Origin of the sequence: Flavobacterium sp. KBS0721, assembly GCF_002007065.3 — a bacterium.
In the GTDB taxonomy this organism is placed as follows: domain Bacteria; phylum Bacteroidota; class Bacteroidia; order Flavobacteriales; family Flavobacteriaceae; genus Flavobacterium; species Flavobacterium piscis.
Map to the genome: position 1 here is coordinate 5,354,958 of NZ_CP042170.1, position 25,448 is coordinate 5,380,405.

The 25,448-nt window shown below is 34.8% G+C and carries 17 protein-coding genes and 2 tRNA genes; 8 read left to right on the plus strand and 11 right to left on the minus strand.

Annotation, left to right across the window (positions count from 1 at the left end; translation table 11 throughout):
* Positions 1–33: 33 nt before the first annotated feature.
* Positions 34–4,086, plus strand: coding sequence for a PAS domain S-box protein (locus B0M43_RS22345; protein WP_078005457.1), 4,053 nt, complete (start codon positions 34–36; stop codon positions 4,084–4,086).
* 93 nt (positions 4,087–4,179) lie between these two features.
* The gene (locus B0M43_RS22350; protein ID WP_078005458.1) at positions 4,180–5,028 is read left to right on the plus strand and encodes a neutral zinc metallopeptidase; all 849 of its coding nucleotides are present in this window, start codon (positions 4,180–4,182) and stop codon (positions 5,026–5,028) included.
* A 127-nt stretch (positions 5,029–5,155) separates the two neighbouring features.
* Here B0M43_RS22350 and nadB read toward each other — a convergent pair whose 3' ends face one another.
* From nadB to B0M43_RS22385, 7 genes are all read right to left on the minus strand, one after another.
* A complete protein-coding gene (nadB, locus tag B0M43_RS22355; RefSeq protein ID WP_078005459.1) occupies positions 5,156–6,679 on the minus strand; it encodes an L-aspartate oxidase in 1,524 nt (507 codons plus the stop codon).
* A gap of 17 nt (positions 6,680–6,696) precedes the next feature.
* Positions 6,697–7,629 (minus strand): quinolinate synthase NadA, encoded by a 933-nt coding sequence (gene nadA / locus B0M43_RS22360; RefSeq protein WP_078005460.1) that lies wholly within the window; start codon positions 7,627–7,629, stop codon positions 6,697–6,699.
* Between the two features lie 573 nt (positions 7,630–8,202).
* Positions 8,203–8,276, minus strand: a tRNA-His gene (locus tag B0M43_RS22365).
* Positions 8,277–8,605: 329 nt separating this feature from the next.
* Positions 8,606–8,679, minus strand: a tRNA-His gene (locus B0M43_RS22370).
* Between the two features lie 76 nt (positions 8,680–8,755).
* A complete protein-coding gene (bshB1, locus tag B0M43_RS22375; RefSeq protein WP_078005461.1) occupies positions 8,756–9,472 on the minus strand; it encodes a bacillithiol biosynthesis deacetylase BshB1 in 717 nt (238 codons plus the stop codon).
* Positions 9,473–9,560: 88 nt separating this feature from the next.
* Positions 9,561–10,628, minus strand: coding sequence for a chorismate-binding protein (locus B0M43_RS22380; RefSeq protein ID WP_078005462.1), 1,068 nt, complete (start codon positions 10,626–10,628; stop codon positions 9,561–9,563).
* Between the two features lie 3 nt (positions 10,629–10,631).
* Positions 10,632–11,063 (minus strand): PaaI family thioesterase, encoded by a 432-nt coding sequence (locus B0M43_RS22385; RefSeq protein ID WP_078005463.1) that lies wholly within the window; start codon positions 11,061–11,063, stop codon positions 10,632–10,634.
* A gap of 244 nt (positions 11,064–11,307) precedes the next feature.
* Here B0M43_RS22385 and B0M43_RS22390 point away from each other — a divergent pair, with 244 nt between their 5' ends.
* The 3 genes from B0M43_RS22390 to purL all read left to right on the plus strand — a co-directional run bounded on the left by B0M43_RS22390 (position 11,308) and on the right by purL (position 18,903).
* A complete protein-coding gene (locus B0M43_RS22390) occupies positions 11,308–12,825 on the plus strand; it encodes a hypothetical protein (RefSeq protein WP_078005464.1) in 1,518 nt (505 codons plus the stop codon).
* A gap of 275 nt (positions 12,826–13,100) precedes the next feature.
* Positions 13,101–14,948, plus strand: a complete 1,848-nt coding sequence (locus tag B0M43_RS22395) for an endonuclease (protein WP_078005465.1) — start codon at positions 13,101–13,103, stop codon at positions 14,946–14,948.
* A gap of 283 nt (positions 14,949–15,231) precedes the next feature.
* A complete protein-coding gene (gene purL, locus B0M43_RS22400) occupies positions 15,232–18,903 on the plus strand; it encodes a phosphoribosylformylglycinamidine synthase (RefSeq protein ID WP_078006120.1) in 3,672 nt (1,223 codons plus the stop codon).
* A 221-nt stretch (positions 18,904–19,124) separates the two neighbouring features.
* Here purL and hypE read toward each other — a convergent pair whose 3' ends face one another.
* The 4 genes from hypE to B0M43_RS22420 are packed head-to-tail and all read right to left on the minus strand — an operon-like array spanning position 19,125 to position 21,601.
* Positions 19,125–20,135 carry a hydrogenase expression/formation protein HypE gene (gene hypE, locus B0M43_RS22405; protein ID WP_078005466.1) on the minus strand — a complete coding sequence of 337 codons (1,011 nt, stop codon included), beginning with the start codon at positions 20,133–20,135 and terminating at the stop codon, positions 19,125–19,127.
* A gap of 9 nt (positions 20,136–20,144) precedes the next feature.
* A complete protein-coding gene (locus tag B0M43_RS22410) occupies positions 20,145–20,381 on the minus strand; it encodes a HypC/HybG/HupF family hydrogenase formation chaperone (RefSeq protein WP_065450516.1) in 237 nt (78 codons plus the stop codon).
* A gap of 3 nt (positions 20,382–20,384) precedes the next feature.
* On the minus strand, positions 20,385–21,251 hold the full coding sequence (gene hypB, locus B0M43_RS22415) for a hydrogenase nickel incorporation protein HypB (RefSeq protein ID WP_078005467.1): 867 nt from the start codon (positions 21,249–21,251) through the stop codon (positions 20,385–20,387).
* 8 nt (positions 21,252–21,259) lie between these two features.
* On the minus strand, positions 21,260–21,601 hold the full coding sequence (locus B0M43_RS22420) for a hydrogenase maturation nickel metallochaperone HypA (protein ID WP_078005468.1): 342 nt from the start codon (positions 21,599–21,601) through the stop codon (positions 21,260–21,262).
* A gap of 188 nt (positions 21,602–21,789) precedes the next feature.
* Here B0M43_RS22420 and B0M43_RS22425 point away from each other — a divergent pair, with 188 nt between their 5' ends.
* From B0M43_RS22425 to cybH, 3 genes are read left to right on the plus strand one after another with little or no spacing between them, the layout of a single operon-like run.
* Positions 21,790–22,917, plus strand: a complete 1,128-nt coding sequence (locus B0M43_RS22425; protein ID WP_078005469.1) for a hydrogenase small subunit — start codon at positions 21,790–21,792, stop codon at positions 22,915–22,917.
* Positions 22,918–22,933: 16 nt separating this feature from the next.
* Positions 22,934–24,670 (plus strand): nickel-dependent hydrogenase large subunit, encoded by a 1,737-nt coding sequence (locus B0M43_RS22430; protein ID WP_078005470.1) that lies wholly within the window; start codon positions 22,934–22,936, stop codon positions 24,668–24,670.
* A 10-nt stretch (positions 24,671–24,680) separates the two neighbouring features.
* Positions 24,681–25,436, plus strand: a complete 756-nt coding sequence (gene cybH, locus B0M43_RS22435) for a Ni/Fe-hydrogenase, b-type cytochrome subunit (RefSeq protein ID WP_078005471.1) — start codon at positions 24,681–24,683, stop codon at positions 25,434–25,436.
* The last annotated feature ends 12 nt before the right edge of the window (positions 25,437–25,448 follow it).

Genomic DNA, 25,448 nt, shown 5'->3' on the forward strand with positions numbered 1-25,448 from the left:
ACTTTTTACTAAACCAAACATACCTCAAATTCTATGGTAGAGAACTATAGTTTTTTCAATTCGCTGATTTCTGGAATTGCCACGATTGGTAATGCCCTAAAATCAATTATTGCAAACTGGTATGTTTTTACTTCCGACATTATTTTTTATAACAATCCTAAAATTATACTTTTAGGATTAGCGTTATGTGGTCTTTTGAGTATTCTGGTGTATCAATTTTTTAAAATAAAATCCAGAATTGGTTATTTCATAGAAAAAAAACTGGAAACCGAAACTGCCAACAGAGAATATCAACTTTATATTTTATTTTTTGGCATTGCCATTATTCTAATCGAAATTATCAATGAACTTTTTAAAATAAGACCTAAAAGTTTATTAGTAATCAATGTTTCCATCGGATTTTCGATTCTGGTTATTTACTTCATAACAAGTAGAATTAAATTTCTAAGAGACAGGGTTCAGCCATTATTTATATTCTTTTTCTTTATTTATGTCGCTTACATTGCGCATAATATTATTTTTCATTCTAATGATGTTATTCCAATTATTGTCTTTTTAATCTCGTTTTTCTTTTCGTACAGCATTTTAAAACCCATCAAAATATATTGGGTATTTGTTGGTTTGGTTTTTAGTTTTTTAATTGCAACCGTTATTTTTCACTTAATTTCTTTAAAATCATCCATTATATTAATCAATTTTTCTATTCTTATTTTTATTATCAATCAGGTAAAATATGCCGTTTTATTAAACAGTAAGGATAATTTCAGGTTTACAAATGAAATTGTGCATAAGGGAAATTCATTAACAATTGCCACAAATAAAAAAAACGAGGTACTGTTTTGCAGCGAAACAATAACAGCAATTCTAGGATATCTGCCGGATGAAGTAATGGGTTTGAAATTTTGGAAACTAACAAAAGAAACAGAATTTATTGAAAATATAACCAATTTTAACAACGAGGAAAACAAGCTTTATATTCGGAAATTAAAGAGTAAAAATGGAGAATACAAGTACATTCAATGGAAAGATAAAAAGTTCTCTGATGATTTAATTATCAGTATCGGACAGGATGTTACAGAACAAATCAATGTTCAGGATCAATACAAAAACCTGATTCAAACCGCAACTGATATTATATTTGAAATCGATAGTGAAGGTTATTTTACTTTTGTAAATGACTTTGGTTTTTCGATTTTAGGCTATTCGGAAAATGAGATTATATCACAACATTATTCGAATTTTATTCATGCAAACTACCAGCGAAATGCAGTTGATTTTTATGAAAACCTGGACAGCAGTGAAAACAATTTTCCCTCTATAGAAATTCCGATTTTAAAGAAAAACGGAAAAACTTTATGGATCTCCCAAAAAATTATAATTCGTAAAAACGATTTAGGCCAAACCATTGGTTATGCCGGTATAGCCAGAGATATTACGGATATCAAAAACATAGAAAACGAAAAAAAGAAACGCCTTAAAAAAATTGAATCTTACAATCATTCCATAAAAAAATTATCAACCACAGATTTTAGTAAATATAATAATCTGGATACTGTTGTGGATTACATTATTAAAGAGGCTGCCACGGTTACCAAAACAAACAGAGTAAGTTTCTGGAAATATGATAAAGACTTAATTAGTTGCAAAAACATATTTAGTATTGATAATCAGAATTTAAGCGACAAAAACATATTAGATAAAGAATCATACCCCATTTATTTTGAAACTTTAAAAAACAAGGCCATAATAAATGCGCCAGATGTTTTTAATAAATTAGAAACATCAGAATTTCAAAAGCTTTATTTTACCAAAAATCACATTAAATCAATGCTGGATGTTCCCATATTTTCTAGCGGACAACTGGGCGGTGTCGTTTGTTTTGAAAGCACTCAGGAAAAAAGGGACTGGGATAATGAAGATATCAATTATGCCAGAACAATTGCAGATGTGATTTCGTTGGCTATTTCGTCGCAAAAGCGTCTGGAAGCTGAACGAAGATTAGAATTTAAAAGTCAGTTGCTTTCGGCACTTTCTTTATGCACAGAGAAATTTTTGCTGAGTAAAACCACTCACGAAATGTTTCAGGAAACGTATGAAATAATTGGTAAAGCAGCCAAAGTCGATCATATGTATTACTACGAAAGGGACTTTAATACAAATTGTATCTCCCAAAAATACAAATGGTCAAGAAAAGGAATAGAACCTCAAATTACAAAAATACAACAACTTACAGAAGACAATTTACAGGAAATTTACGAAGCAGCCAAAAATAGAAAAATCTTAAACAAGCTCACACGTAAACTTGGTGATACTTTTTTTAAACAACTATTAATTGATAACCAAATCAAATCCATATTGATTCTGCCTTTGTTTATTAATGATGTTTTTACCGGCTTTATTGGTTTTGATGATTGTACCAACGAAAAAAAATGGTCTGAAGAAGAAATCTATATCTTTCAGGTTCTTGCCAACAATATTTCATCGGCATTGGAGAGAAATCGCAATGAAACCAAAATTCTCGAAAGTGAACAAAAGTTCAAACTGATTGCCAACAATATTCCGGGTACGGTTTATTTATCAAAATTTGATGCCTTGTCGACCAAAATTTTCCTGAATGATGAGATTGCGAATTTAACGGGTTATTCGAAATCAGAATTTATTGAGAATAATTTATCTTTTTTATCCCTTATCCATCCTGATGACAAAGACGAAGTAGTCCGCAATCAGATTGATAACTTACATAACGGCATGCCTTTGCACAACATATACAGAATTTGCAGAAAAAGCGGCGAATACATCTGGGTAGAAGAATTTGGTGATGTTATTAAAAAAGGAGACGAAATTGAATTTGTTGGCGGAATTTATTTTGATATCACAAACAAAAAAGAAACCGAAGATGCAATAAAAGCCAAACAATTGGCCGAAGCAGCGAATAAATCAAAATCAGACTTTTTGGCCAATATGTCGCATGAAATAAGAACGCCTTTAAACGGTATTATTGGCTTTACCCATTTACTGATGAAAACGGAACTTGAAGAAATTCAGGAAAAATACATGACTACCATCAATCAGTCAGCTCATTCTTTGTTAGAAATTATAAACGATATACTTGATTTTTCGAAGATCGAAGCCGGAAAGCTGGAACTTTTTATTGATTTATATGATATTAAAAAAGTGCTTGGACAGGTATTTGATCTAATTGTTTACGAATCGAACCAGAAAAACCTTAAACTGGAATTAAATGTAGATCCTGATGTTCCTAAATACATTTGGACAGATATCGTGAGAATCAAACAAATTTTGATCAATTTGCTGTCAAATGCAGTAAAATTCACCAACGAAGGTTCGATTAAATTAAATGTTTCTGTTCTGGAAAAAAATAAAAGCGGCAATTGTGTTATTCGTTTTTCCGTCATAGATACCGGAATTGGAATTCTGGAAAAAAACCAAAAGAAAATTTTTAAAGCTTTTTCTCAGGAAGATAGCTCTACAACGCGCAAGTTTGGAGGAACCGGTTTGGGTTTAACAATATCCAATCAGTTATTGGCTCTAATGGATAGTCGATTACAGCTGGAAAGTAAGATTGACATGGGAAGTAATTTTTATTTTGATTTAAATTTAAAAACTAGCAACCAAAGCATTAATGAAAAATACAATGCAGAACTTAAGAAAATAAATCTGGAATTAAGCTCAAAAAATGCTGGTGCCTATCATAAAAATATCACTTTTTTGATTGTTGAAGACAACAAAGTAAACATGTTATTACTAAAAACCATTATTAAAAACCTGTATGGAACTGCTTATATTTATGAATGCGAAAATGGATACGAAGCCGTTAATCAATTCGAAAGCATAAATCCTGATCTTATTTTTATGGATATTCAGATGCCCATTATGAATGGTTATGAAACAACAAAAGCCATAAGAAATACAATTACCGGAAAAGATATTCCGATCATTGCAGTAACCGCAGGCGCAGAGAAAGATGAAAGAAATAAATGCTTATCAGCAGGAATGGATGATTATATCTCTAAACCAATTATTAAAGGCACTGTAGAAGAAGCGTTATCAAAATGGTTAAAATAGTTAAAACTAAATTGTTTCATTTTAACAATAATTCCTAAAAAATCTATAAATTCGTGTAACATAAAAACTCAATAAACTAAAATACAACATAATATGAAGTGGCTAGGCGGTAGACAAAGTGATAATGTAGAAGACAGAAGAGGACTTTCTGGCGGAAAAGTAGCCGTTGGTGGCGGTGTTATTGGTATTATTATTTTATTACTGAATGTTTTTGGCGGCGAAAATGGCCAGACTATAGGAAATGTATTAGAGCAAATGCAAGGCGGTCAGACACAAACCGAAGCAGCTGCGCCATTAAGCAAAGAAGATAAAGAACTCGGAGATTTTGTTAGAGTGGTGCTGGCTCGTAATGAGGACACCTGGAGCAAAATTTTCGCAGAACATGACATGACTTACGAAAAACCTAAATTGGTGCTTTTTAGAGGCTCTGTAAACACAGCTTGTGGTGGTGCATCATCTGCATCCGGTCCGTTTTATTGTCCGGGCGATCGCAAAGTATATATGGATTTGGCTTTTTTTGAAGAATTAAAAACCAAATTTGGAGCTGAAGGAGGTGATTTTGCCATTGCTTATGTTATCGCTCATGAAATAGGCCATCATATTCAAACCTTACTGGGAACATCTGAAAAAATGCGTCAGGAACAAGAAGGAAAAAGCGAAGCGCAGGCCAATAAACTTTCTGTAGCGCTAGAATTACAGGCCGATTTTTATGCAGGAGTCTGGGCTCATGACAACCAGCAATATCTTGAAGCAGGAGATATCGAAGAAGCGTTAAGTGCAGCAAATGCAGTTGGCGATGACGCCATTCAAAGTAAAATGCAAGGACATGTTGTTCCGGATTCATTTACGCACGGTACATCAGAACAAAGAATGTACTGGTTTAAGAAAGGTTTTAAAACCGGAGATATCAAACAAGGAAATACTTTCGACGAAATACGATAATTCAATAAACCAAACTATAATAACCAAATGAGCATGACTTAATCGTCATGCTTTTTTGGTTATTATAGACAATACTTCTTTTTGTAAACGGTTTGAATTATTTAAAAATGATTACAGAAAATGTGATTTAATAACTTGTAACCTTTTTTAAAACCTCGGTCTTATTCTGTTCTACAATAATTTTAGCAACGGTAAGCATATTAGTAAATTCAACTAGCTGTGTTGTTATTTTTTGCTTTCTAAATAATAAGCCTACTGTTGTCATTTTCATCGATTCTATTCTATTTAATATTTTAAGAAAATCAGAATCTTTACTGGCATAAAAAAACGTCATCATGGTTTGAAGCTCTTTTTTTAATTTTATAAAGTAATTAGAATCTTTGTCCAGTAAAGGCTCATCGAACTTCAACAGGCTTTTTTTTGAGGAGAAAGATAAATCATCAATAGTCCTGCCAATATGATCCGAAGCCTGGTGAGCAAAAACCAAAGCTTCTAATAATGAGTTTGAAGCCAGTCTGTTTTTCCCATGCAAACCTGTTCTGGAACATTCACCTATGGCATAGAGATTCTTTATATTGGTTTGTGATTTTTTATTTACACTAATACCGCCACATTGATAATGAGCAACGGGAACAATAGGAATTAAATCTTTTTCAGGATGTAATCCAATAGTCTTGCAATATGCTGTAATAGACGGAAAATGAGTATAAAATTCATCAAAATCAAGATGTCGGCAATCCAAATAAACATACTGCTTTCCGGACATTTGTATTTCTTTGCTTATGGCTTGCGATACTACATCCCTTGTTGCCAATTCCCCACGAATATCATCTTTAAAAATAAAACGCTTTTGATCTTCATTAACAATGTGCGCCCCAAAACCTCTTACAGCTTCTGAAATTAAAAAAAACGGATTTTTATTTTCTTCATACAATGCTGTTGGGTGAAACTGTATGTATTGCATATCCTTTATTACCGCTCCGGCGCGGGAAGCTATTGCAATTCCGTCACCAGTTGCAATCTCAGGATTGGTCGTATTCTTAAAAATCTGGCCACATCCTCCTGTACTCAAAACTACCGTTTTAGTACGTACGTATTTTACTTTCTTATTGATTTTATCACAATAAAAAGCGCCTTTACAACGAATCTTTCCGTTACTTTTTTTAGTATCGACATCAATAACCAAATGGTCTTCGAGAACTGTAATGTTCGATAAGTATTTTACAGTTTCAATTAGATTTTTTTCTATTTCTGCTCCGGATATATCTTTATGATGCAAAATACGATGTTGAGAATGTCCGCCTTCCAAACCTAAATTCCATATTCCGGATTTATTTTTATCAAAAGAAACTCCAATATCAATAAGTTCTTTTAATCGCTCAGGAGCCTGATGTATAACCATTTTTACAATTTCTTCATCGCATAAACCTCCGCCCGATTTTAGGGTATCTTCTATATGTTGCTCAAAACTATCCTCTATGTAATCCGTAACAACAGCAATACCACCTTGAGCCAATTGGGTATTAGAGTTTTTGACCTTGTCTTTGGTCATAATTGTTATGGATAAATCTGGTCGCTTTTTTGCAATTTTTATCGCAAAAAATAACCCCGCTATTCCGGAACCAATTATAAGTATATCAGTTTTTTTCATGTTGATTGACTTAGATGTTATGACAAATTGAGCATTCTGTTTATAGGTTTTATGGCTTCTAATCGTAATTCTTCATTGATAGTAATTTCCGGGCCTTCATTTTTTAGACATAAATAAAGTTTTTCTAAAGTATTTACTTTCATATAAGCGCATTCACTGCAGGCACAAGTATTATCTTCGTGTGAGGGCGCCGGAATTATCGTTTTTTGTGGTGCATCTTTTGATAGCTGATGCAGGATTCCAGCTTCTGTTGCTACAATAAAAGTCGTAGCCGCATCATTCTTGATAAAATTGAGCATTCCGGACGTTGATCCAATATAGTGGGCTGTTTCGAGAATATGCCTTTCTGATTCAGGATGTGCTACAATTTTAGCAGTGGGATTTGCATTGTAAATTTCGATAAGCTTGTCTAATGAAAAAGCTTCGTGAACAATGCAGGAGCCATCCCAAAGTAGTAGTTCACGGTTTATTACCTTTTTTAGATACATTCCTAAATTTTTATCAGGAGCAAAAATTATTTCCTGCTCTTTAGGAATTGCTTCTATAATTTTTTTTGCATTTGATGAAGTACAAACCCAATCACTTAGTGCCTTTATCTCGGCCGAAGAATTGATATAAGTTACCACGACATGATTAGGATGAAGCTCTTTTAATTTCCTGAAATTGTGAGGATCACATCCATCAGCAAGAGAACATCCAGCATTGATGTCAGGCAAAAGCACTTTTTTATGCGGATTTATAATTTTTGCCGTTTCAGCCATAAAATATACTCCTGCAAAAACAATGATATCTGCTTTGGCAGAGGCTGCTTTTTTAGATAACTCAAGACTGTCCCCTACAAAGTCAGCAATGTCCTGTATTTCACTATCCTGATAATAATGAGCGAGGATAATCGCATTTTTTTCTTGTTTGAGTCGGTTTATTTCAGTAATTAAGAATGACTTATCCATACGGTTATTTTTTCTTGATATTCTTAAAAATTATTTTTAAAATACCTGGATTATAGATTGTTTTATTTTTTTGGAGCTTGATTTACGTTGTAAAGATATTATGCCACTTAATTTTATTTCATGATTAAAATCATGAAAAATTACTTTTTAATTTAACATTTTAGAATACTAAATTATTCCAGTCTTGATAATTTGACCGGTTTTTAAATAGGCAATACTTTAGCGAATTTTAGTAATTATGCTTTTTTAGTCTTAATGCTAAATATCGCAGAGAAACATTAAAAATTTTATTGTTCATAATTATTTTTAACGCAAAGAGCACAAAGGTTTTTCGCAGAGTTCATTAAGATTTAAGTTGCTTAGATAATCTAGGTTCGCAAAGCTTTTTTGAACTTAGTATTTTATAAAAGTTAAGAGTAAAGAACTTAGCGTTTTCTGCGGTAGTTTTTTTACTCTCTTTAAAGGTTGTGAGATTAATTAAGGATAATAGCCAGGAAGAGTAATTTAAGAAATAGATTTATAAATTCTACGCACAAAAAAAGCCTTGAATTTGTTCAAGGCTTTAAATTTCTGGGTGGCTGACCGGGTTCGAACCGGCGACCCGCGGCACCACAAACCGCTACTCTAACCAACTGAGCTACAACCACCATTTTTCTTTGCGGATGCAAATATACAACAAAGGTTTGCTTCTCCAAAGAAAAAACGTTTGAAAACCGGAGATATCAAGTAACAAAATGTTTTTGATGAAGTAAAATGTTTTACAAGTTAAACCGTAATAACCAATAAATCATGACTTAAACGCTGCTCTTTTTTGGTGAAAAACAAAAAATAAATCCAAAAAAATTAAATCCAAAATTTCAAAATCTTTAGTTAATGAAATATTCACCATCCTGGAATTTGGAATTTTAAACAAAATTGGAATTTAACTTATAGGCACAAAAAAAGCCTTGAATTTCTTCAAGGCTTTAAATTTCTGGGTGGCTGACCGGGTTCGAACCGGCGACCCTCGGCACCACAAACCAATACTCTAACCAGCTGAGCTACAACCACCATTTTTCTTTGCGGTTGCAAATATACAACAAAGGTTTACTTCTCCAAAGAAAAAAATGAAAAATTTACACCAAAATTATATCAAATCTTCTAAGCTATTGACTGCCAAACACCTTTCAACAGTAAAACCTTCTGCAAAATCTTTACCAACTAACCTTCCTAAGTCCTGCGCACGATAATTTAGGCTTTCAAAAAAGTTTTTACTTGTAATAGGTGTTACAGGTTCGGTAGAATTTGGATCATAAAACTGGGTCTTATAAGCCATAACAGCTTCTATTTTTTTGTTTTCGAAACCCGTAATATCAACCACAAAGTCCGGAGTAATATTTTTCCACTGAATATAATGGTATACTACTTTTGGTCTCCAGGCTTCCTGACTTTCGCCATCTACAGCTGTTTCAATTTTCATCAATCCTGATAAAAAGCAAGCATCAGAAACTAATTTGCTTCCTTTTCCATGATCAATATGACGATCATCGATTGCATTGCATAATACAATCTCTGGTTTGTATTTTCGAATCATTTTTATGACTTCAAGCTGATGCTTTTCATCGTTTACAAAAAAACCATCTCGTAAACCTAGATTTTCACGAACCAAAACCCCTAAAATCTTTGCTGCATCTTTTGCTTCCTGATCTCTGGTTTCAGCCGTACCGCGCGTTCCTAATTCACCGCGCGTTAAATCAACAATACCTACTTTTTTTCCAAGGGATATTTCTTTTAAAATTGTTCCTGCACATCCCAGTTCTACATCGTCAGGATGTGCGCCAAAGGCTAATATATCTAATTTCATTGTTTTTGTTTTTAGTCGCAGTTTACAGTCGCAGTATTCAGTCACAGCAAACCTGAAAACTGTGACTGCGACTGTAAACTTGTTTTTTTTAAGCTATTCTCAATACTCTCTTCATCGTCATTGATTTATTCACGCTTTCCTCCCATTCTCTTTCAGGAATACTTTCTTTTGTAATTCCGCAGCCCATGTACAAAATGGCCTTATTTTCCTGAATTTGCATGCTACGTAAATTTACAAATAAATCAGAACTAATCTCGTTATTGGCAAAACTGCTGTTTAACTCACCCAGAAAACCGGTATAAAAAGTTCTGTCGTAATTTTCGTTTTCTATGATAAAGGCTTTTGCTTTTTTCTTTGGCAAACCACAAACTGCCGGAGTTGGATGCAAAGTATCTATCACTTCTTCAAGCGTCGAATTGTCATTCAAAACTCCTGAAATATCCGTTTTAATGTGCCATATAGATCCCGCTCTAAGACTGTAAGGTTCTGTAACGTTAACCGAAGCAGCAACTTCCCGCAATCTTTTTACAATAAAATCAGTTACGTATTGTTGCTCGTCTTTTTCTTTTTGCTGCCAGAGAATTTCAGTTTCAGCGGTTGCTTTTTGAGTTCCTGCCAAAGCCGTAGTTGCAAAAACATTTCCGTTAGCTTTTAGTAATTGTTCCGGGGTTGCTCCCATCCAAAATCCAATTTTAGGATGAAAAAAGCAATACGAAAAAGTAGTAGGATACAATTCGATCAAATGCTGAAAAGTGGCTACAAAATCAAATTGTGCCAAATCTACCTTTTCGCTTCTGGACAAAACCACTTTTTTGAATTCTTCGTTTTTAATCGCTTCTATTCCTTTCGAAACTAAATCTTCGTATTGAATTTTAGCGGCTGCACCAAAACCTGAATCTTCAACTTCAACAACTTCAAAAGAAAGTTCTTCTTGCTCTGTTGTTATAACTTCAGATTCATTCTCCGGAATTAAAACCAATTGTTTTTCATCAAAAGAAGCAAAAACAAAACCTTTTTCTTTATAATTAGAGATCGTATGCAAAGCGTCATTTTGCTGTAAAAGTCCAAAAATAGTTCTGGAATTAGGCTTAGAATACATTACAAAAGGCAAGTGCTTTTCGTAATGTTTTTTTATTTTAGAAAAAAAATCATTCATGTTCTATTCTGTTTTCTTTCTTTCTAAAACCATATTTGTCAACTTGCAAAGCGAAATCAGATTCCCGGCTTCATCAGTAATTTTAATTTCCCAAAGATGAATACTTCTACCTTTATGGATGATTCTCGCTGTCCCGAAAACCCAGCCTTCACGGATGCTTTTTAAGTGATTGGCCGAAATTTCGATTCCGCGTACTTCCTGTTCTTTTGGATTGATGAAAAAAAATGATGCTGCACTGCCTACACTTTCTGCCAAAGCTACAGAAGCTCCTCCGTGCAAAAGTCCCATTGGTTGGTGAACGGAAGGATTTACAGGCATTTTCGCCGTCAAAAAATCCTCGCCAGCATCTATATATTCTATTTTTAGCGTTTCCATTAGCGTGTTTTTAGAAAATTCGTTGCAACGCGCTAAAATCTGCTCTTTTGTATAATTCATTAAAATGGAATTTAAAATCGTAAAATTAAAGAAAAGAAGAGATACAAATTCGAAAATCGAATTCTAAATTAAAAATCAACTTCAAACGTGTAAGTTTTTTGTTATTTTTACAAAAATAATCGATATTAATCTTCGGCTAAAAAAGTAATATTTTTTTGCCACAGATTTCACAGATTATCACAGATTAAAAAAAATATAAAATCCTTTTTTAATCTTTTAAATCAGTGGCAAAAAAAAGAAACCAATGCGTCAATACTTTATACTTTTTATTTTTGGAATCCTTATAACTTTCAGTTCTTGTCGCACTGATTTTGACACCGTTGCCAGTTCCGGAAATTTAAAATTTTCAAAAGACACTGTTTATTTAGATACTGTTTTTAAGAATATTGGCTCAGGCACTTACCAACTTAAGGTTTACAATACAAGTAAAGATGATATTTCGATTCCCACCATTCAGCTTAAAAATGGTTTAAATTCTAAATACAGGATGACCGTTGACGGAATGAGCGGAAACAATGGCAAAATTTTTAAAGACGTAACACTTTTAGCGAAAGACAGTTTGTATATTTTTATAGAAACCACCGCAGATATTACAGATGCAAATCCGACTGATTTTTTGTACACAGATCAAATTTTGTTTGACAGCGGTGCCAACCTTCAACAAGTTGCTTTGGTTACCTTAATTCAGGATGCTGTTTTTTTATATCCAAAACAAAATGCTGACGGAACCAAAGAAAAAATCGTAATAGACGGCAAACCTGTTGATGGTTTTTATTTGGATGAAAATGACGCTGCAAACGGAAACGAATTGCTTTTCACCAATCAGAAACCCTATGTTATTTATGGTTTTGCAGGCGTTCCTCAAAATAAAACCGTGACATTTCAAGCTGGTGCAAGAGTCTTTTTTCATGCTAACTCAGGACTTTATGTTGATAACAAAGCATCATTACAAGTAAATGGAGCGGTATCTACTACCAATAAATTAGAACAAGAGGTTATTTTTGAAGGAGATCGATTAGAATCTCTTTACGATGACATTCCCGGGCAATGGAACTCGGTTATTTTAGCTAGTGGAAGTAAAAATCATTCAATCAATCATCTTACTTTAAAAAATGCTATTACAGGTTTAAATATAAAAAGTCCTGATAATAGCACTACAATTGACATCAAAAATACCCAAATATACAATTGTGCCGAATACGGAATCTTAGCTCAAAACGCATACATTAACGGAGAAAACATCGTCATTAATTATGCTGGCTTAGCGAGTTTATCTTGTGTTTATGGCGGAAATTATGTTTTCACGCATTGTACTTTTAATAACAACTGGCAAAACTCATCACATTTTGCTGTTAACCTCAGCAACAATTTGGCTGGATTAACCCCTGCAGCAAATCCTTTAACGCAGGCGACTTTCAATAATTGTATTATTTACGGATCAAGTACAAACGAATTCAATTTGAATAAAAACACAACTGCAGCATTTATCTACCAACTCAATAATTGCCTGTTGAAGTTCAGCAGCTCAAGTACCAATCCTGATTATCAGTTTAAAACCGACACAGAACACTATAATCAGATTATCATAAATGAAAATCCGAAGTTTTATAATGTTTCTCAGAACAAGTTTAATATTGATACTACTTCTCCCGCTTTCGCGAAAGGGAACCAGGCGTATATAATTCCGTTGGATATTCTGGGGAAAACCAGAACTTCTCCGCCCGATTTAGGCGCATATCAGAGTGCTGTTTTTCCTAAATAAGATTTTGCCGCGAAGACACTAAGTTTTTTTTTTAAAAGGTAACTATTTAAACGTACTGTTTGTCATTTCTCGTTCCTAGAAATGACAAACAGTACGTGAAAAACTTTGCGCCTTAGCGTCTTGGTGGCAAGAAAAAAAAAACAACAGTAAGAAAATTTTTCTAAAATTAAAGATCACTTAACGTAGCGTATTTCAAAAAGTAGTAAATTTGATACAATTAATATATTGAGGATATTCAACATCAATTTATTAGCACCAAATCTTAACCACTTTTTATGAAAAAAAACTACTTTTTATTCTTACTGATGTTTACTGCTGTTGGTTTTTCCCAAATTCCAGCCGGTTATTATGATACCGCAACAGGAACAGGCTACACATTAAAAACGCAATTGTATAATATTATAAAAGGCCATACTGATAATGGCTATGGTGGTTTATATACCACTTATGCAACATCGGACATTGATAACTTTTATGAAAATGACGGAACAGTTTTAGACATGTATTCTGAAAATCCTGCCGGAAATGACCCCTACACTTACAGTATTGCTACAACACAAAGATGTGGCAGCTATACAAACGAAGGTGATTGCTACAATAGAGAACATATTATTCCGCAATCTGTATTTGATGAAAAAGCCCCAATGGTTTCTGATGCGCATTTTATTACACCAACTGATGGAAAAGTAAATGGTGTTCGCTCTAATTATCCTCATTCTGTTGTGGTTGCACCAACTGAAACAAGCCTTAATGGAAGCAAATTAGGCCCAAGTACTACCGCTGGTTATTCAGGCCCCGTTTTTGAACCTATTGATGAATTTAAGGGTGATATTGCCCGAATGTATTTTTATTTTGCAACACGATATGAGAATACAGTAGCAGGATATTCGTATCCTATGTTTAACGGAACGGCTAACAAGGTATTCACTCCGGCATTTTTAAGTCAGTTGATTGCGTGGCACAATCAGGATCCAGTAAACGCAAGAGAAATTGCGAGAAACAATGCTATTTATGCGCGCCAAAACAATCGCAATCCATACATTGACCATCCTGAATATGTAGCAGCCGTCTGGACAACCGAAGCAGATGATACTACTCCGCCAAATCCTGCATCAAATTTAACTGTTACAGCAAGCACTTCAAGTACGGTTAGCTTAAGCTGGTCAGCCGCTACAGATAATGTTGGAATTGCCAGCTATGCTGTTTATATAAACAATGTTTTTAAACAAAATGAAACAGGAACAACCGCCACCATTAGCGGCTTAACAGCATCGACAACGTACTCATTTTATGTGATTGCAAAAGATACTTCAAACAATTTATCACTGGCAACTACTCCTGTTGACGGAACTACGACGGCAGCTACAGGCGGCGGACCAATCGCTAATGAAATTTTCTTTTCAGAATATGTTGAAGGATCAGGAAATAATAAATTTTTAGAAATTTCAAATTTTACAGGAAGCACAGTAGATTTAACGCAGTATACAATTAAAAAACAAATTAATGGTGCAGGCGCATGGACTTCTACCGCCGGACTGGCACTTACAGGTACACTTGCGCAGGGAGCTTCGTATGTAATAGCTTACAGTCAGGGGCTAACAACTTGCTTTAATCCGGCAAATGCAAATCTGTCAAGCGGTGCTACAGAATTGCAATTTAACGGAAATGACCCTATTGGATTATTCAAAAATGATGTTTTAATTGACATTATTGGCACACTCGGCAATACAGCGAATTTTTCTATTGATGAAACTTTAAGAAGAAAACCAACTATTTCGTCTCCAAATACTACCTTCAATAAAACTGCTGAATGGGATGTATATCCAAAAGACAAATGTGATGGATTAGGAAGTCATTCACTTGCAAATCTTAGTGTTGGAGATTTTGATTTTAATGATGTTTCTCTTTATCCAAATCCTTCAAATGGTCATTTTACTATTCAGCTAAAAGAATCTAATGAAGCATCCAATATCGAAATTGTCTCCATCTTAGGACAAAAGGTATTTACAAAACAAAACAGTACTGCTTCGCTTGTAACGATAAATAATATTCCAAAAGGAATTTACATTGTTCATATTACACAAGGTTCAAAAACCAGCAGTAAAAAAATTATAATCAACTAATAACGAGTGCTTACTAAAAAGTAAAAAGCGGCAATATTTGCCGCTTTTTTTATTTTTTTACGACAATGACAGCATGTTTACTCCTGCCAAGAAGACACAAAGGCACAAAATCTATTCTCACTTTTGCTATTGGCACAAACAGTACGATTACTCATTACTTTAACTAATTTTTTGTGCCTTTATGTCTTTGTGGCAAAAAGTTCAAAAGACTTTGTTTTCAAATTTGCGCTTGCTATTTATTTACACTAAATTTGCACCTCAATACAACAAACTACACAAAACAATGATCCATTTCTTTGAAAACCAAAGCAAAACTGTTTTTGCCGTACAAGCGCAAAACGAAATTTCGGCTCAAGACATTTCAAAACTAAACTGGCTTTTTGCCAACTCTAATAAGATCGAAAAATCCGCATTGACGGATTTTTTTGTTGGTCCCCGCGCCACTATGATCACACCCTGGAGTACAAATGCTGTAGAAATTACTCAAAACATGGGTATTCCGGGCATCATCAGAATTGAAGAATTTTTTCCTGCAACGGAAGATTTTACTGATTTTGATCCGATGCTTTTTCAAAAATTCAATCAATTAGATCAGGAAATTTTCACTATCAATGTTCAGCCAGAACCGATTTTGGAAATCGATGATATTGCAACTTACAATAAAGTTGAAGGTTTGGCTTTAAGCCAGGAAGAAGTAGATTACTTAGACAATCTTGCTCTAAAATTAGAAAGAAAGCTGACTGATTCTGAGATTTTTGCTTTCTCTCAGGCGAATTCAGAACACTGTCGTCACAAAATTTTCAACGGAACTTTTATAATTGACGGAGAAGAAAAAGAAACTTCTCTTTTTAAATTAATCAAAAAAACATCACAAGAAAATCCTAACGATATTGTGTCTGCTTACAAAGACAACGTTGCTTTTGTAAAAGGACCAAAAGTGCAGCAGTTTGCACCAAAAACAGCTGACAAACCCGATTATTATGAGATAAAAGAATTTGATTCGGTTTTATCTTTAAAAGCAGAAACACACAATTTCCCAACAACAGTCGAGCCTTTTAATGGAGCGGCAACAGGTTCTGGAGGAGAAATTCGTGACCGTTTAGCAGGTGGTCAAGGTTCTTTGCCATTGGCAGGAACTGCGGTTTACATGACTTCATACTCTCGTCTGAAATCCTCCGACTCCGCTCAGGATGACAGGACTTGGGAAAACGCAATGGAAGAAAGAAAATGGCTTTACCAAACGCCAATGGATATTTTAATCAAAGCTTCAAACGGAGCTTCTGATTTCGGAAATAAATTTGGTCAACCGCTTATTACAGGTTCCGTTTTAACTTTCGAACATTCAGAAAACGACCGTAAAATTGGTTACGATAAAGTAATCATGCAAGCGGGTGGAATTGGTTACGGAAAACTAGATCAGGCAATTAAAAAGAAACCACAAGAAGGCGATAAAATTGTAATTCTTGGTGGAGAAAATTATAGAATCGGAATGGGTGGTGCAGCGGTATCCTCTGCAGATACCGGAGCTTTCGGTTCAGGAATCGAATTAAATGCCATTCAGCGTTCAAACCCTGAAATGCAAAAACGTGCTGCTAATGCGATTCGTGGTTTGGTAGAAAGTGATCATAATCCGATCGTTTCTATTCACGATCACGGTGCTGGAGGACACTTAAACTGTCTTTCTGAATTGGTTGAAGAAACTGGTGGTTTAATCGATTTGGATAAATTACCAGTTGGAGATCCAACACTTTCTGCAAAAGAAATTATTGGTAACGAGTCTCAGGAAAGAATGGGATTGGTTATTGGTCAAAAAGATATTGATATTTTGCAACGAATCGCTGACAGAGAGCGTTCGCCAATGTATCAGGTTGGGGATGTAACGGGAGATCACCGTTTTACTTTCGAATCAAAATCAAATGGTTCAAAACCGATGGATTATGCTTTAGAAGATTTCTTCGGAAGTTCTCCAAAAACGGTTATGACAGATAAAACTATCGATAGAAAATATGCTGCTGTTTCTTATGACAACGCAAATTTTGAATCATATTTAAAAGACGTTTTACGTTTAGAAGCTGTTGCATCAAAAGACTGGTTAACAAATAAAGTGGACCGTTGTGTTGGTGGAAAAGTTGCCAAACAACAATGTGCAGGACCTTTGCAATTGCCTTTGAACAATGTTGGTGTTATGGCACTGGATTATTTAGGAAAAGAAGGAATTGCAACTTCTATTGGCCACGCCCCTATCGCTGCTTTGATTGATCCGGTTGCTGGTAGTAGAAATGCTATTGCGGAATCGTTATCAAACATTATTTGGGCTCCAATTAAAGATGGATTGAAAGGAATTTCATTATCTGCAAACTGGATGTGGGCTTGTAAAAACGAAGGTGAAGACGCTCGTTTGTACGCTGCTGTTGAAGGTTGTTCAGAATTTGCAATTGAATTGGGAATCAATATTCCAACAGGAAAAGATTCACTTTCGATGAAACAAAAATATCCAAATGACGAAGTTATTGCACCGGGAACGGTTATTATTTCGGCTGGAGGAAACTGTACAGATATTAGAAAAGTAGTTGAACCTGTTTTACAAAAAGACGGAGATTCAATTTATTATATCAATTTGTCTCAGGATGATTTCAAATTAGGAGGTTCTTCTTTTGCACAAATTAGAAATACAATCGGAAACGAAACGTCTACAATTAAAGATGCTTCTTTCTTCAAAAATGTTTTTAATACGATTCAGGAATTAATCGGCGAAAGCCAAATTTTAGCAGGTCACGATATCGGAAGCGGTGGATTGATTACTACTTTATTAGAATTGTGTTTTGCTGATGTAAACTTGGGAGCTAAAATTGATTTCTCAGCTTTCGCAGAAAAAGATTTATTGAAAATCCTTTTCGCAGAAAATATCGGAATTGTTTTCCAGGCAAAAGAAGATGCAGCTGTTGAAGCTAAATTAAAAGCGAACAATATCGAATTCTTCAAAATTGGTTCAGTTCAAGAAACTGCAGTTTTGGAATTTGGAATTTATAAATTGGATATTCCAACTTACAGAGATGTTTGGTTTGAAACTTCTTATTTATTAGATCAAAAACAATCTAAAAAAGGAACGGCTAAAGCACGTTTTGAAAACTATAAAAATCAAGCTTTAAATTATACTTTCCCAGCGCACTTTACTGGTAAAGCGCCTGTAATTGATGCTTCAAAACCAAGACCAAAAGCGGCTATTATTCGTGAGAAAGGAAGTAATTCTGAACGTGAAATGGCAAATGCAATGTATTTGGCAGGTTTCGATGTAAAAGATGTTCACATGACCGATTTAATTTCTGGCCGTGAAACTTTAGAAGATATTCAGTTTATTGGAGCTGTTGGAGGATTCTCTAACTCTGACGTTTTAGGTTCTGCAAAAGGTTGGGCCGGAGCTTTCTTATACAACGAAAAAGCAAAAACAGCTTTAGATAATTTCTTTAAAAGAGAAGATACATTATCTGTTGGAATCTGTAACGGATGTCAATTGTTTATGGAATTAGAAGTTATTAATCCGGAGCATGAAGTGCACGGAAAAATGCTTCATAATGATAGTAACAAACACGAAAGTATTTTTACTTCTGTAAAAGTTCAGGAAAATAACTCAGTAATGTTATCGACATTGGCTGGGACTACTTTAGGAGTTTGGGTTTCTCACGGAGAAGGTAAATTCAATTTACCAATGGGTGAAGAAAATTATAACATTGTTTCTAAATATGCTTACGAAGGCTATCCTGCAAACCCAAATGGTTCTCATTATGACGTAGCCATGATGTGTGATAAAACAGGAAGACATTTGGTTACTATGCCTCATATTGAGCGTTCGACTTTCCAATGGAACTGGGCACATTATCCAAAAGACAGAAATGACGAGTTTACACCTTGGCATGAAGCTTTTATCAATGCGAGAAAATGGATTGAGAAAAACTAAAATATTTTTTTTACTAAAAACGCTCGAAATTTATCGAGCGTTTTTTTTTCTTTCGCCACAAATTACACAAATTTTCGCAAATTATTAATTTCTAATCTTAAAAAATAGCCACGGATTAAATGATCAAAATGATTTTAAAGTTCTTCATTTGTTTGCCATTAGTACAAAACAATTAAAAAATAATTCGCGGAAATTCGTGAAATTCGTGGTAAAAAAAATGATTAACAAATTCGCGGCAACTGTTCTCCAACCAAAGGATTGACCACTCTTTTACCTCCAAAAGTACTTTCGATAATTATTTTTGATGGGTGTTCATTTGTAACAAAACCAATAGCTGATGCATTTGAATTTACTTTTTGCAAAACAGCAATTACCTCATCTTTAATTTCAGGAGCTGCAACGCAAACAAAGATTCCTTCATTAGCCACATACAAAGGATCTAAACCTAATAATTCGCAGGCACTTTTTACCTGATTTTCTACTTGTATATCTTCCTGAAAAAGTGAAATCCCTAAATTGATCTCAGTTGCTATTTCATGCAAAACAGATGCTAATCCGCCACGGGTTGCGTCTCTCAAAAAATGAATTTTATCTCCAAATTTTTCTATTAAATCTAAAACTATGTAATTGAGATTGGTGGTATCACTCAAAATATCACTTTCAAACTCTAATCCTTCACGTTCAGACATAATCGCCATTCCGTGTGACGCTATTGGTCCGTTGATGATGATAACATCATTTTCCTGAATATTTTGAGTTTTAATGTTGGCCTTTTCATGAACAACACCAATTCCCGAAGTATTGATATAAATTTGATCACCTTTCCCTCTTTCGACAACTTTAGTATCTCCGGTAACAATTTGAACATTAGCTTTATCAGCCGCTTCCCTAATCGACTTGATAATTTGAGTAAACTCCTCTAAACCAAAACCCTCTTCTATAATTAGGGCTAATGAAAGATATTTAGGAATTGCTCCACACATCGAAAGATCATTTACAGTTCCGTTTACTGCAAGTTCACCAATATTACCTCCTTTAAAGAACACTGGAGAAACCACATAACTATCTGTGGAGAAAGCCAAATTTCCCTTCATATTTAAAAACGCACCGTCATGACGTACTTCTAAAATATCATTTTTCAAGATTTTAAAAATTACTTCATTAAGCAATTGAGTCATATGTTCACCACCACTACCGTGATGTAAATGAATCACTTCAGTCTTTTTATTCATGTTTTAAAATTAAATCTCCTCGCCCATTTGTTTTAAAACCTCCATAGTCTTTTTGGCTTCAGCCTCATCAATAATGCCGATGGCTGCACCTACATGAACCAAAAGATAGTCGCCCACTTTGGCTTCAGGAACGAGAGCCAAATTGACTTCTTTTATTATACCTTCAAAAGAAACATTTCCAATTCTGAAAGTTTCATCCAATTCTATTGTCACTTTTTCAAGTCGTCCCGGAATTGCTAAGCACATAAGTTATTGTTTTATAGAGTTTGCCAAATAATCGTACCAGGCTTGTAAACCTTCGCCCGAAGTTGCAGAAACTTCAAAAAAGGTCAAATGCGGATTTACTTTTTTTGCGTATTCTTTTAATTTTTGTAAATCAAACTTTAAATAGGGAAGCAAGTCAATTTTGTTGATAATACAAATTTGCGAACCTGAAAACATATCAGGATATTTGAGCGGTTTGTCTTCACCTTCTGTAACGGATATAATTACAATTCGTTTTAATTCGCCTAAATCAAACATGGCCGGGCAAACCAAATTTCCAACATTTTCAATCATTAAAATCGAATCCGCAACAGGTTTTAGTTCTTTGACAGCACGTGAAATCATTTCGCTGTCCAGATGACATCCTTTTCCGGTATTGATCTGGATTACGGGAACATTTAATTTATGGATTCTGTCGGCATCATTAGTTGTTTGCTGATCTCCTTCGATTACAGAAAAAGCCATCTTATCTTTCAAATCTGCTATTGTTCGTTCTAGTAAAGAGGTTTTTCCAGACCCCGGTGAACTTACTAAATTGACAGAGAAAATATTGAGAGCTTCAAAAAAACCTCTGTTTCTTTCTGCTGTTAATTGATTTTTATACAATATATCTTTCTCTAGCTGTACAATATTTATTTCGTGCGAGTGACTGTGCGAATGATCATTACTATGGTGATGATCGTGGTCATCATGGTCGTGATCGTGATCGTAATGGTGTTCGTGGTGATGATCTTCATGACTATGTTGATCATGATAATGGTAATGACCTGAATGAGAATGAAATTGTTTGTCTCCTATTTTAGTAAATCTTATTTCGTTTTCATCAGAACTACAGCCGCAAGTGGTACACATAACTATCCTTAATTAATGATTATTTTTTTGATTTTTAATTCTTTCCCTGCAATAATTTCTTTAAAAGGACTATCGCAATTGGGGCAGCTGTCAAAACTTTTATCAATATGAAATTCCGTTTCGCATTCTGCACATCTGGCTTTTCCCATAGGTTCTTCAATAAATAATTTAGTATCACTTAGAACGCTTCCCTCAATACATTGTGGCCAGACGAAATAAAAAGAATCCATTTCTACACCGGCTAATTTTCCGATTTCTAAGTAAAGTTCAAGTGCCTTTTTACCATTTATTTTATTTACTTCTTGTTGAACGATCTTCACAATTGAAGTAACTACAGAAAGTTCGTGCATCTTTTTTTTATTTCTAAAAGATTTTTAATCCAGCAAATTACATTTAAATAAACCACGTAAAAACTGACAATTATCACATTTAAATCCTAAACGTTTGAATAGTTTTGTAATCCACGAAATCAAAATTTTGATATACATAATACATTCTTTTTCAAAATAACTTACAGCATTCTTAAAATACAATGAGTATGGAGGATAAAAACAAAGTCTATGAAACCTACTATAACAGTATCGAAAGACAAGGTTATAGCAGAAGGGATTTTTTAAAATTTGTTGCTTACATAGGAGCTTATATGGGGGTTCAAAGTTCGGCAATTGGTCAAATTACTAAAGCTCTCGAAAACACTCCCCGACTGCCCGTTATTTGGGAACACTTTCAGGAATGTACTTGTTGTAGTGAATCATTTATCCGTTCTGACCATCCTATTGTTGCAGATATCATTTTAGACAAGATTTCATTAGATTATACTTTGACACTTATGGCAGCTTCCGGTCATCAGGCCGAAGCGGCTAAAAAAGCCACTATGGAGAAATACAAAGGAGAATATATTCTTTGTGTTGAAGGTTCAATCCCAATGGGCGCTGACGGAAATTATTGTTGTATTGGAGGAAGAAGTGCCATAGATATCCTTAAAGAATCTGCTGCAGGTGCAAAAGCTATAATTGCCTGGGGAAGCTGTGCCACATCTGGTTGCATACAAGCAGCGAAGCCAAATCCTACAGGTGCTGTGCCAATTCATAAAATAATTACAGATAAACCTATTATAAATGTTCCGGGGTGCCCGCCAATAGGCGAAGTTATGGCCGGAATTATTGTGCATATCGTCGCATTCGGAAAATTCCCTGAATTAGATAGTGCAGGTCGTCCAAAAGCCTTTTATTCTAAAAGAGTTCATGACAGCTGTTACAGAAGACCCTATTTTGATGCAGGATTATTTGCAGACAATTTTGATGACGAAAATGCTAAAAAAGGATATTGTTTGTATAAAGTAGGCTGTAAAGGGCCAAGCACATACAATGCCTGTGGCAACATGAAATGGAATGGCGGTGTAAGTTATCCTATTCAGTCCGGACATGGCTGTATTGGCTGTAGTGCCAATGATTTTTGGGACGCAGGAAGTTTTTATTCCAGAGATTCCTCTATAACTCCGGGTAATATCGAAGCAAATGCAGATACGCTGGGTAAAATTGCTCTTGGAGGCGTTGCTGCGGGTATCGGAGTTCATGCCGTTCTATCGAATATCTCTAAAAAAGAAGAACTCAATCACAGAATAAATCAGGGAACTGAAAACGAGAAACATCTGGAAGATTTATAATCCATAAAAAAATAAAATGGCAGAGAGAATAGTTGTTGACCCAATTACCAGAATAGAAGGACATTTAAGAGCCGAAGTAGAAATCTCAGATGGCACTATACAGGAGGCTTTTTTATCTTCTACAATGGTAAGAGGTCTGGAAAATATTGTAAAAGACAGAAATCCTAAAGATGTTTGGGCTTTTGTGCAAAGAACTTGCGGTGTATGTACTTCGACTCACGCTACAGCATCTATCAGAGCTGTAGAAGATGCACTTGGGATTGTTGTGCCACCCAATGCCGAGATTGTTAGAAACATTATGCTTGGTGCTTTATACCTGCACGATCATGTTGTTCATTTTTATCACTTACACGCTTTTGACTGGGTTGATGTTATTAGCGGCTTAAATGCTGATCCGGTAAAAACTTCTCAATTGGCACAATCAATCTCAAATTGGCCAAAAAGTTCACCTGGTTACTTCTCTGATCTTCAAACAAGATTGAAAAAATTTGTTGCCAGTGGGCAATTAGGAATTTTTGCCAATGGTTATTGGGGACATCCACAAATGAAATTGCCGCCTGAAGCGAACTTAATGGCTACAGCTCATTATCTGGAAGCGCTTGAATGGCAAAAAGAAATCGTGAAAGTTCATGCCATTTTTGGAGGCAAAAATCCACATCCTAACTTTTTGGTTGGCGGAATGGCATGCTCTATAAACCTGGACGATGCAAGCGGATTAAATGCAGAAAGACTGGCTTTTGTAAGACAGCTTCTTGAAGATGGAAAAAAATTCGTAGAACAAGTTTATCTTCCGGATGTACTTACAATTGCAGGTTATTACAAAGATTGGGGCGCGATTGGTGGCTTTCATAATTTTATGACTTTTGGGGATTTTCCAACACAGGGATATAATAATACCAACATGAATACCTTCAAATTTCCGTCAGGGGTAATTTTGAATAAAGATTTAACAAAAGTTCATGATCTAGATCTAAGAGATTTAAAAACCGTAGAAGAATATGTTAACAATTCATGGTATGATTATGAAGGAGATGGAAATGCCGGAAAACATCCTTGGAGCGGAGAAACTAAAATAAACTATACAGGACCAAAACCGCCTTATACGCATTTGAATGTTGATGAAAAATACAGTTTCATAAAAACACCAAGATGGAAAGGTCATGCTATGGAAGTTGGCCCGTTGGCAAGAATGCTGGTAGGATATGCATCCGGAAGAGAAGAATTTAAAGAAATCGTTGATGCTGCCTTATCAAAATTACAAGTTCCTGTCGGGGCTTTATTTTCAACCTTAGGCAGAACAGCGGCCAGAGCTCTGGAATCTCAATTGGTTGCCAATTGGAATCTGGAATTTTTCGATAACCTAATTGAAAATATTAAAAAGGGGGATACCAAAATGGCCAATACAGAAAAATGGGAAACCTCAACATGGCCAAAAGAATCTCAGGGAGTTGGTCTTGTTGAAGCACCACGAGGAGCTTTAAGCCACTGGATTGTAATAAAAGATGCCAAAGTAGCGAACTATCAACAAGTCGTTCCTTCGACATGGAATGCTTCTCCAAGAGATCCTAAAGGACAAAGATCGCCTTATGAGAGCAGTTTACTGAATACACCAATCGCGAATCCGGAATTACCATTAGAAATTATCAGAACCATACATTCATTTGATCCTTGTATTGCTTGTGCTGTGCATTTATACGATGAAAAAGGCGATATCATTAAAGAAGTAAACGACATTTCTATTTGCACTATTTAAATTCTCCAGCATGTCTACAAAAACTAATGACTATAAAAGAGCTTATATCTGGCAATTACCCATAAGAATATTTCATTGGGTAAATGCATGGGCGATAACAGGATTGGTTATAACAGGATTTATTATTGGCAATCCGCCGGGAATTATTTCTACGAAGGAAGCAACAGGTCAATTTTGGTTTGGTTACATCCGTGAAATTCATTTTATGTGTGCTTATTTGTTAGTCGCAGTTATGATTTTGAGGGTTTATTTTGCTTTTAAAGGTAATAAATATGCCAATTGGCGTGTATTCTTTCCCTTCAAAAAAGAAGGTTTCAAAAGGATGTGGCACGTCATCAAGTTTGATATTTTTTTACAAAACGAGCATTATAATGGTTCTCCTTCAGGTGCTGTAGGCCATAATAGCGTAGCGGCAGCCTCTTATTTGGCAATGTTCGTTATGGGACTTATTATGATCGGGACAGGATTTGCTATGTACGCTCCTACTTCGACCTGGTTTTTTCCTAAAATGTTTGGTTGGGTGACCAATTTAGCCGGAGGGGATTTTAATGTTAGAACCATTCATCATTTTACAACATGGACTTTTATTTTATTTGCCATAATACATATTTATCTAGTATTCTTTCATGACTGGCTGGAAGGTTTGGGGGAAACATCTGCCATGGTAAGCGGTTATAAATTTGTGAGAACAGAAAGAATTAAAAAAGATGCAGATGCAACAAAAGAACCTGTTACAACAGAAATAGTAAATAAAGATTCAGTTTAAAATAAAAATACA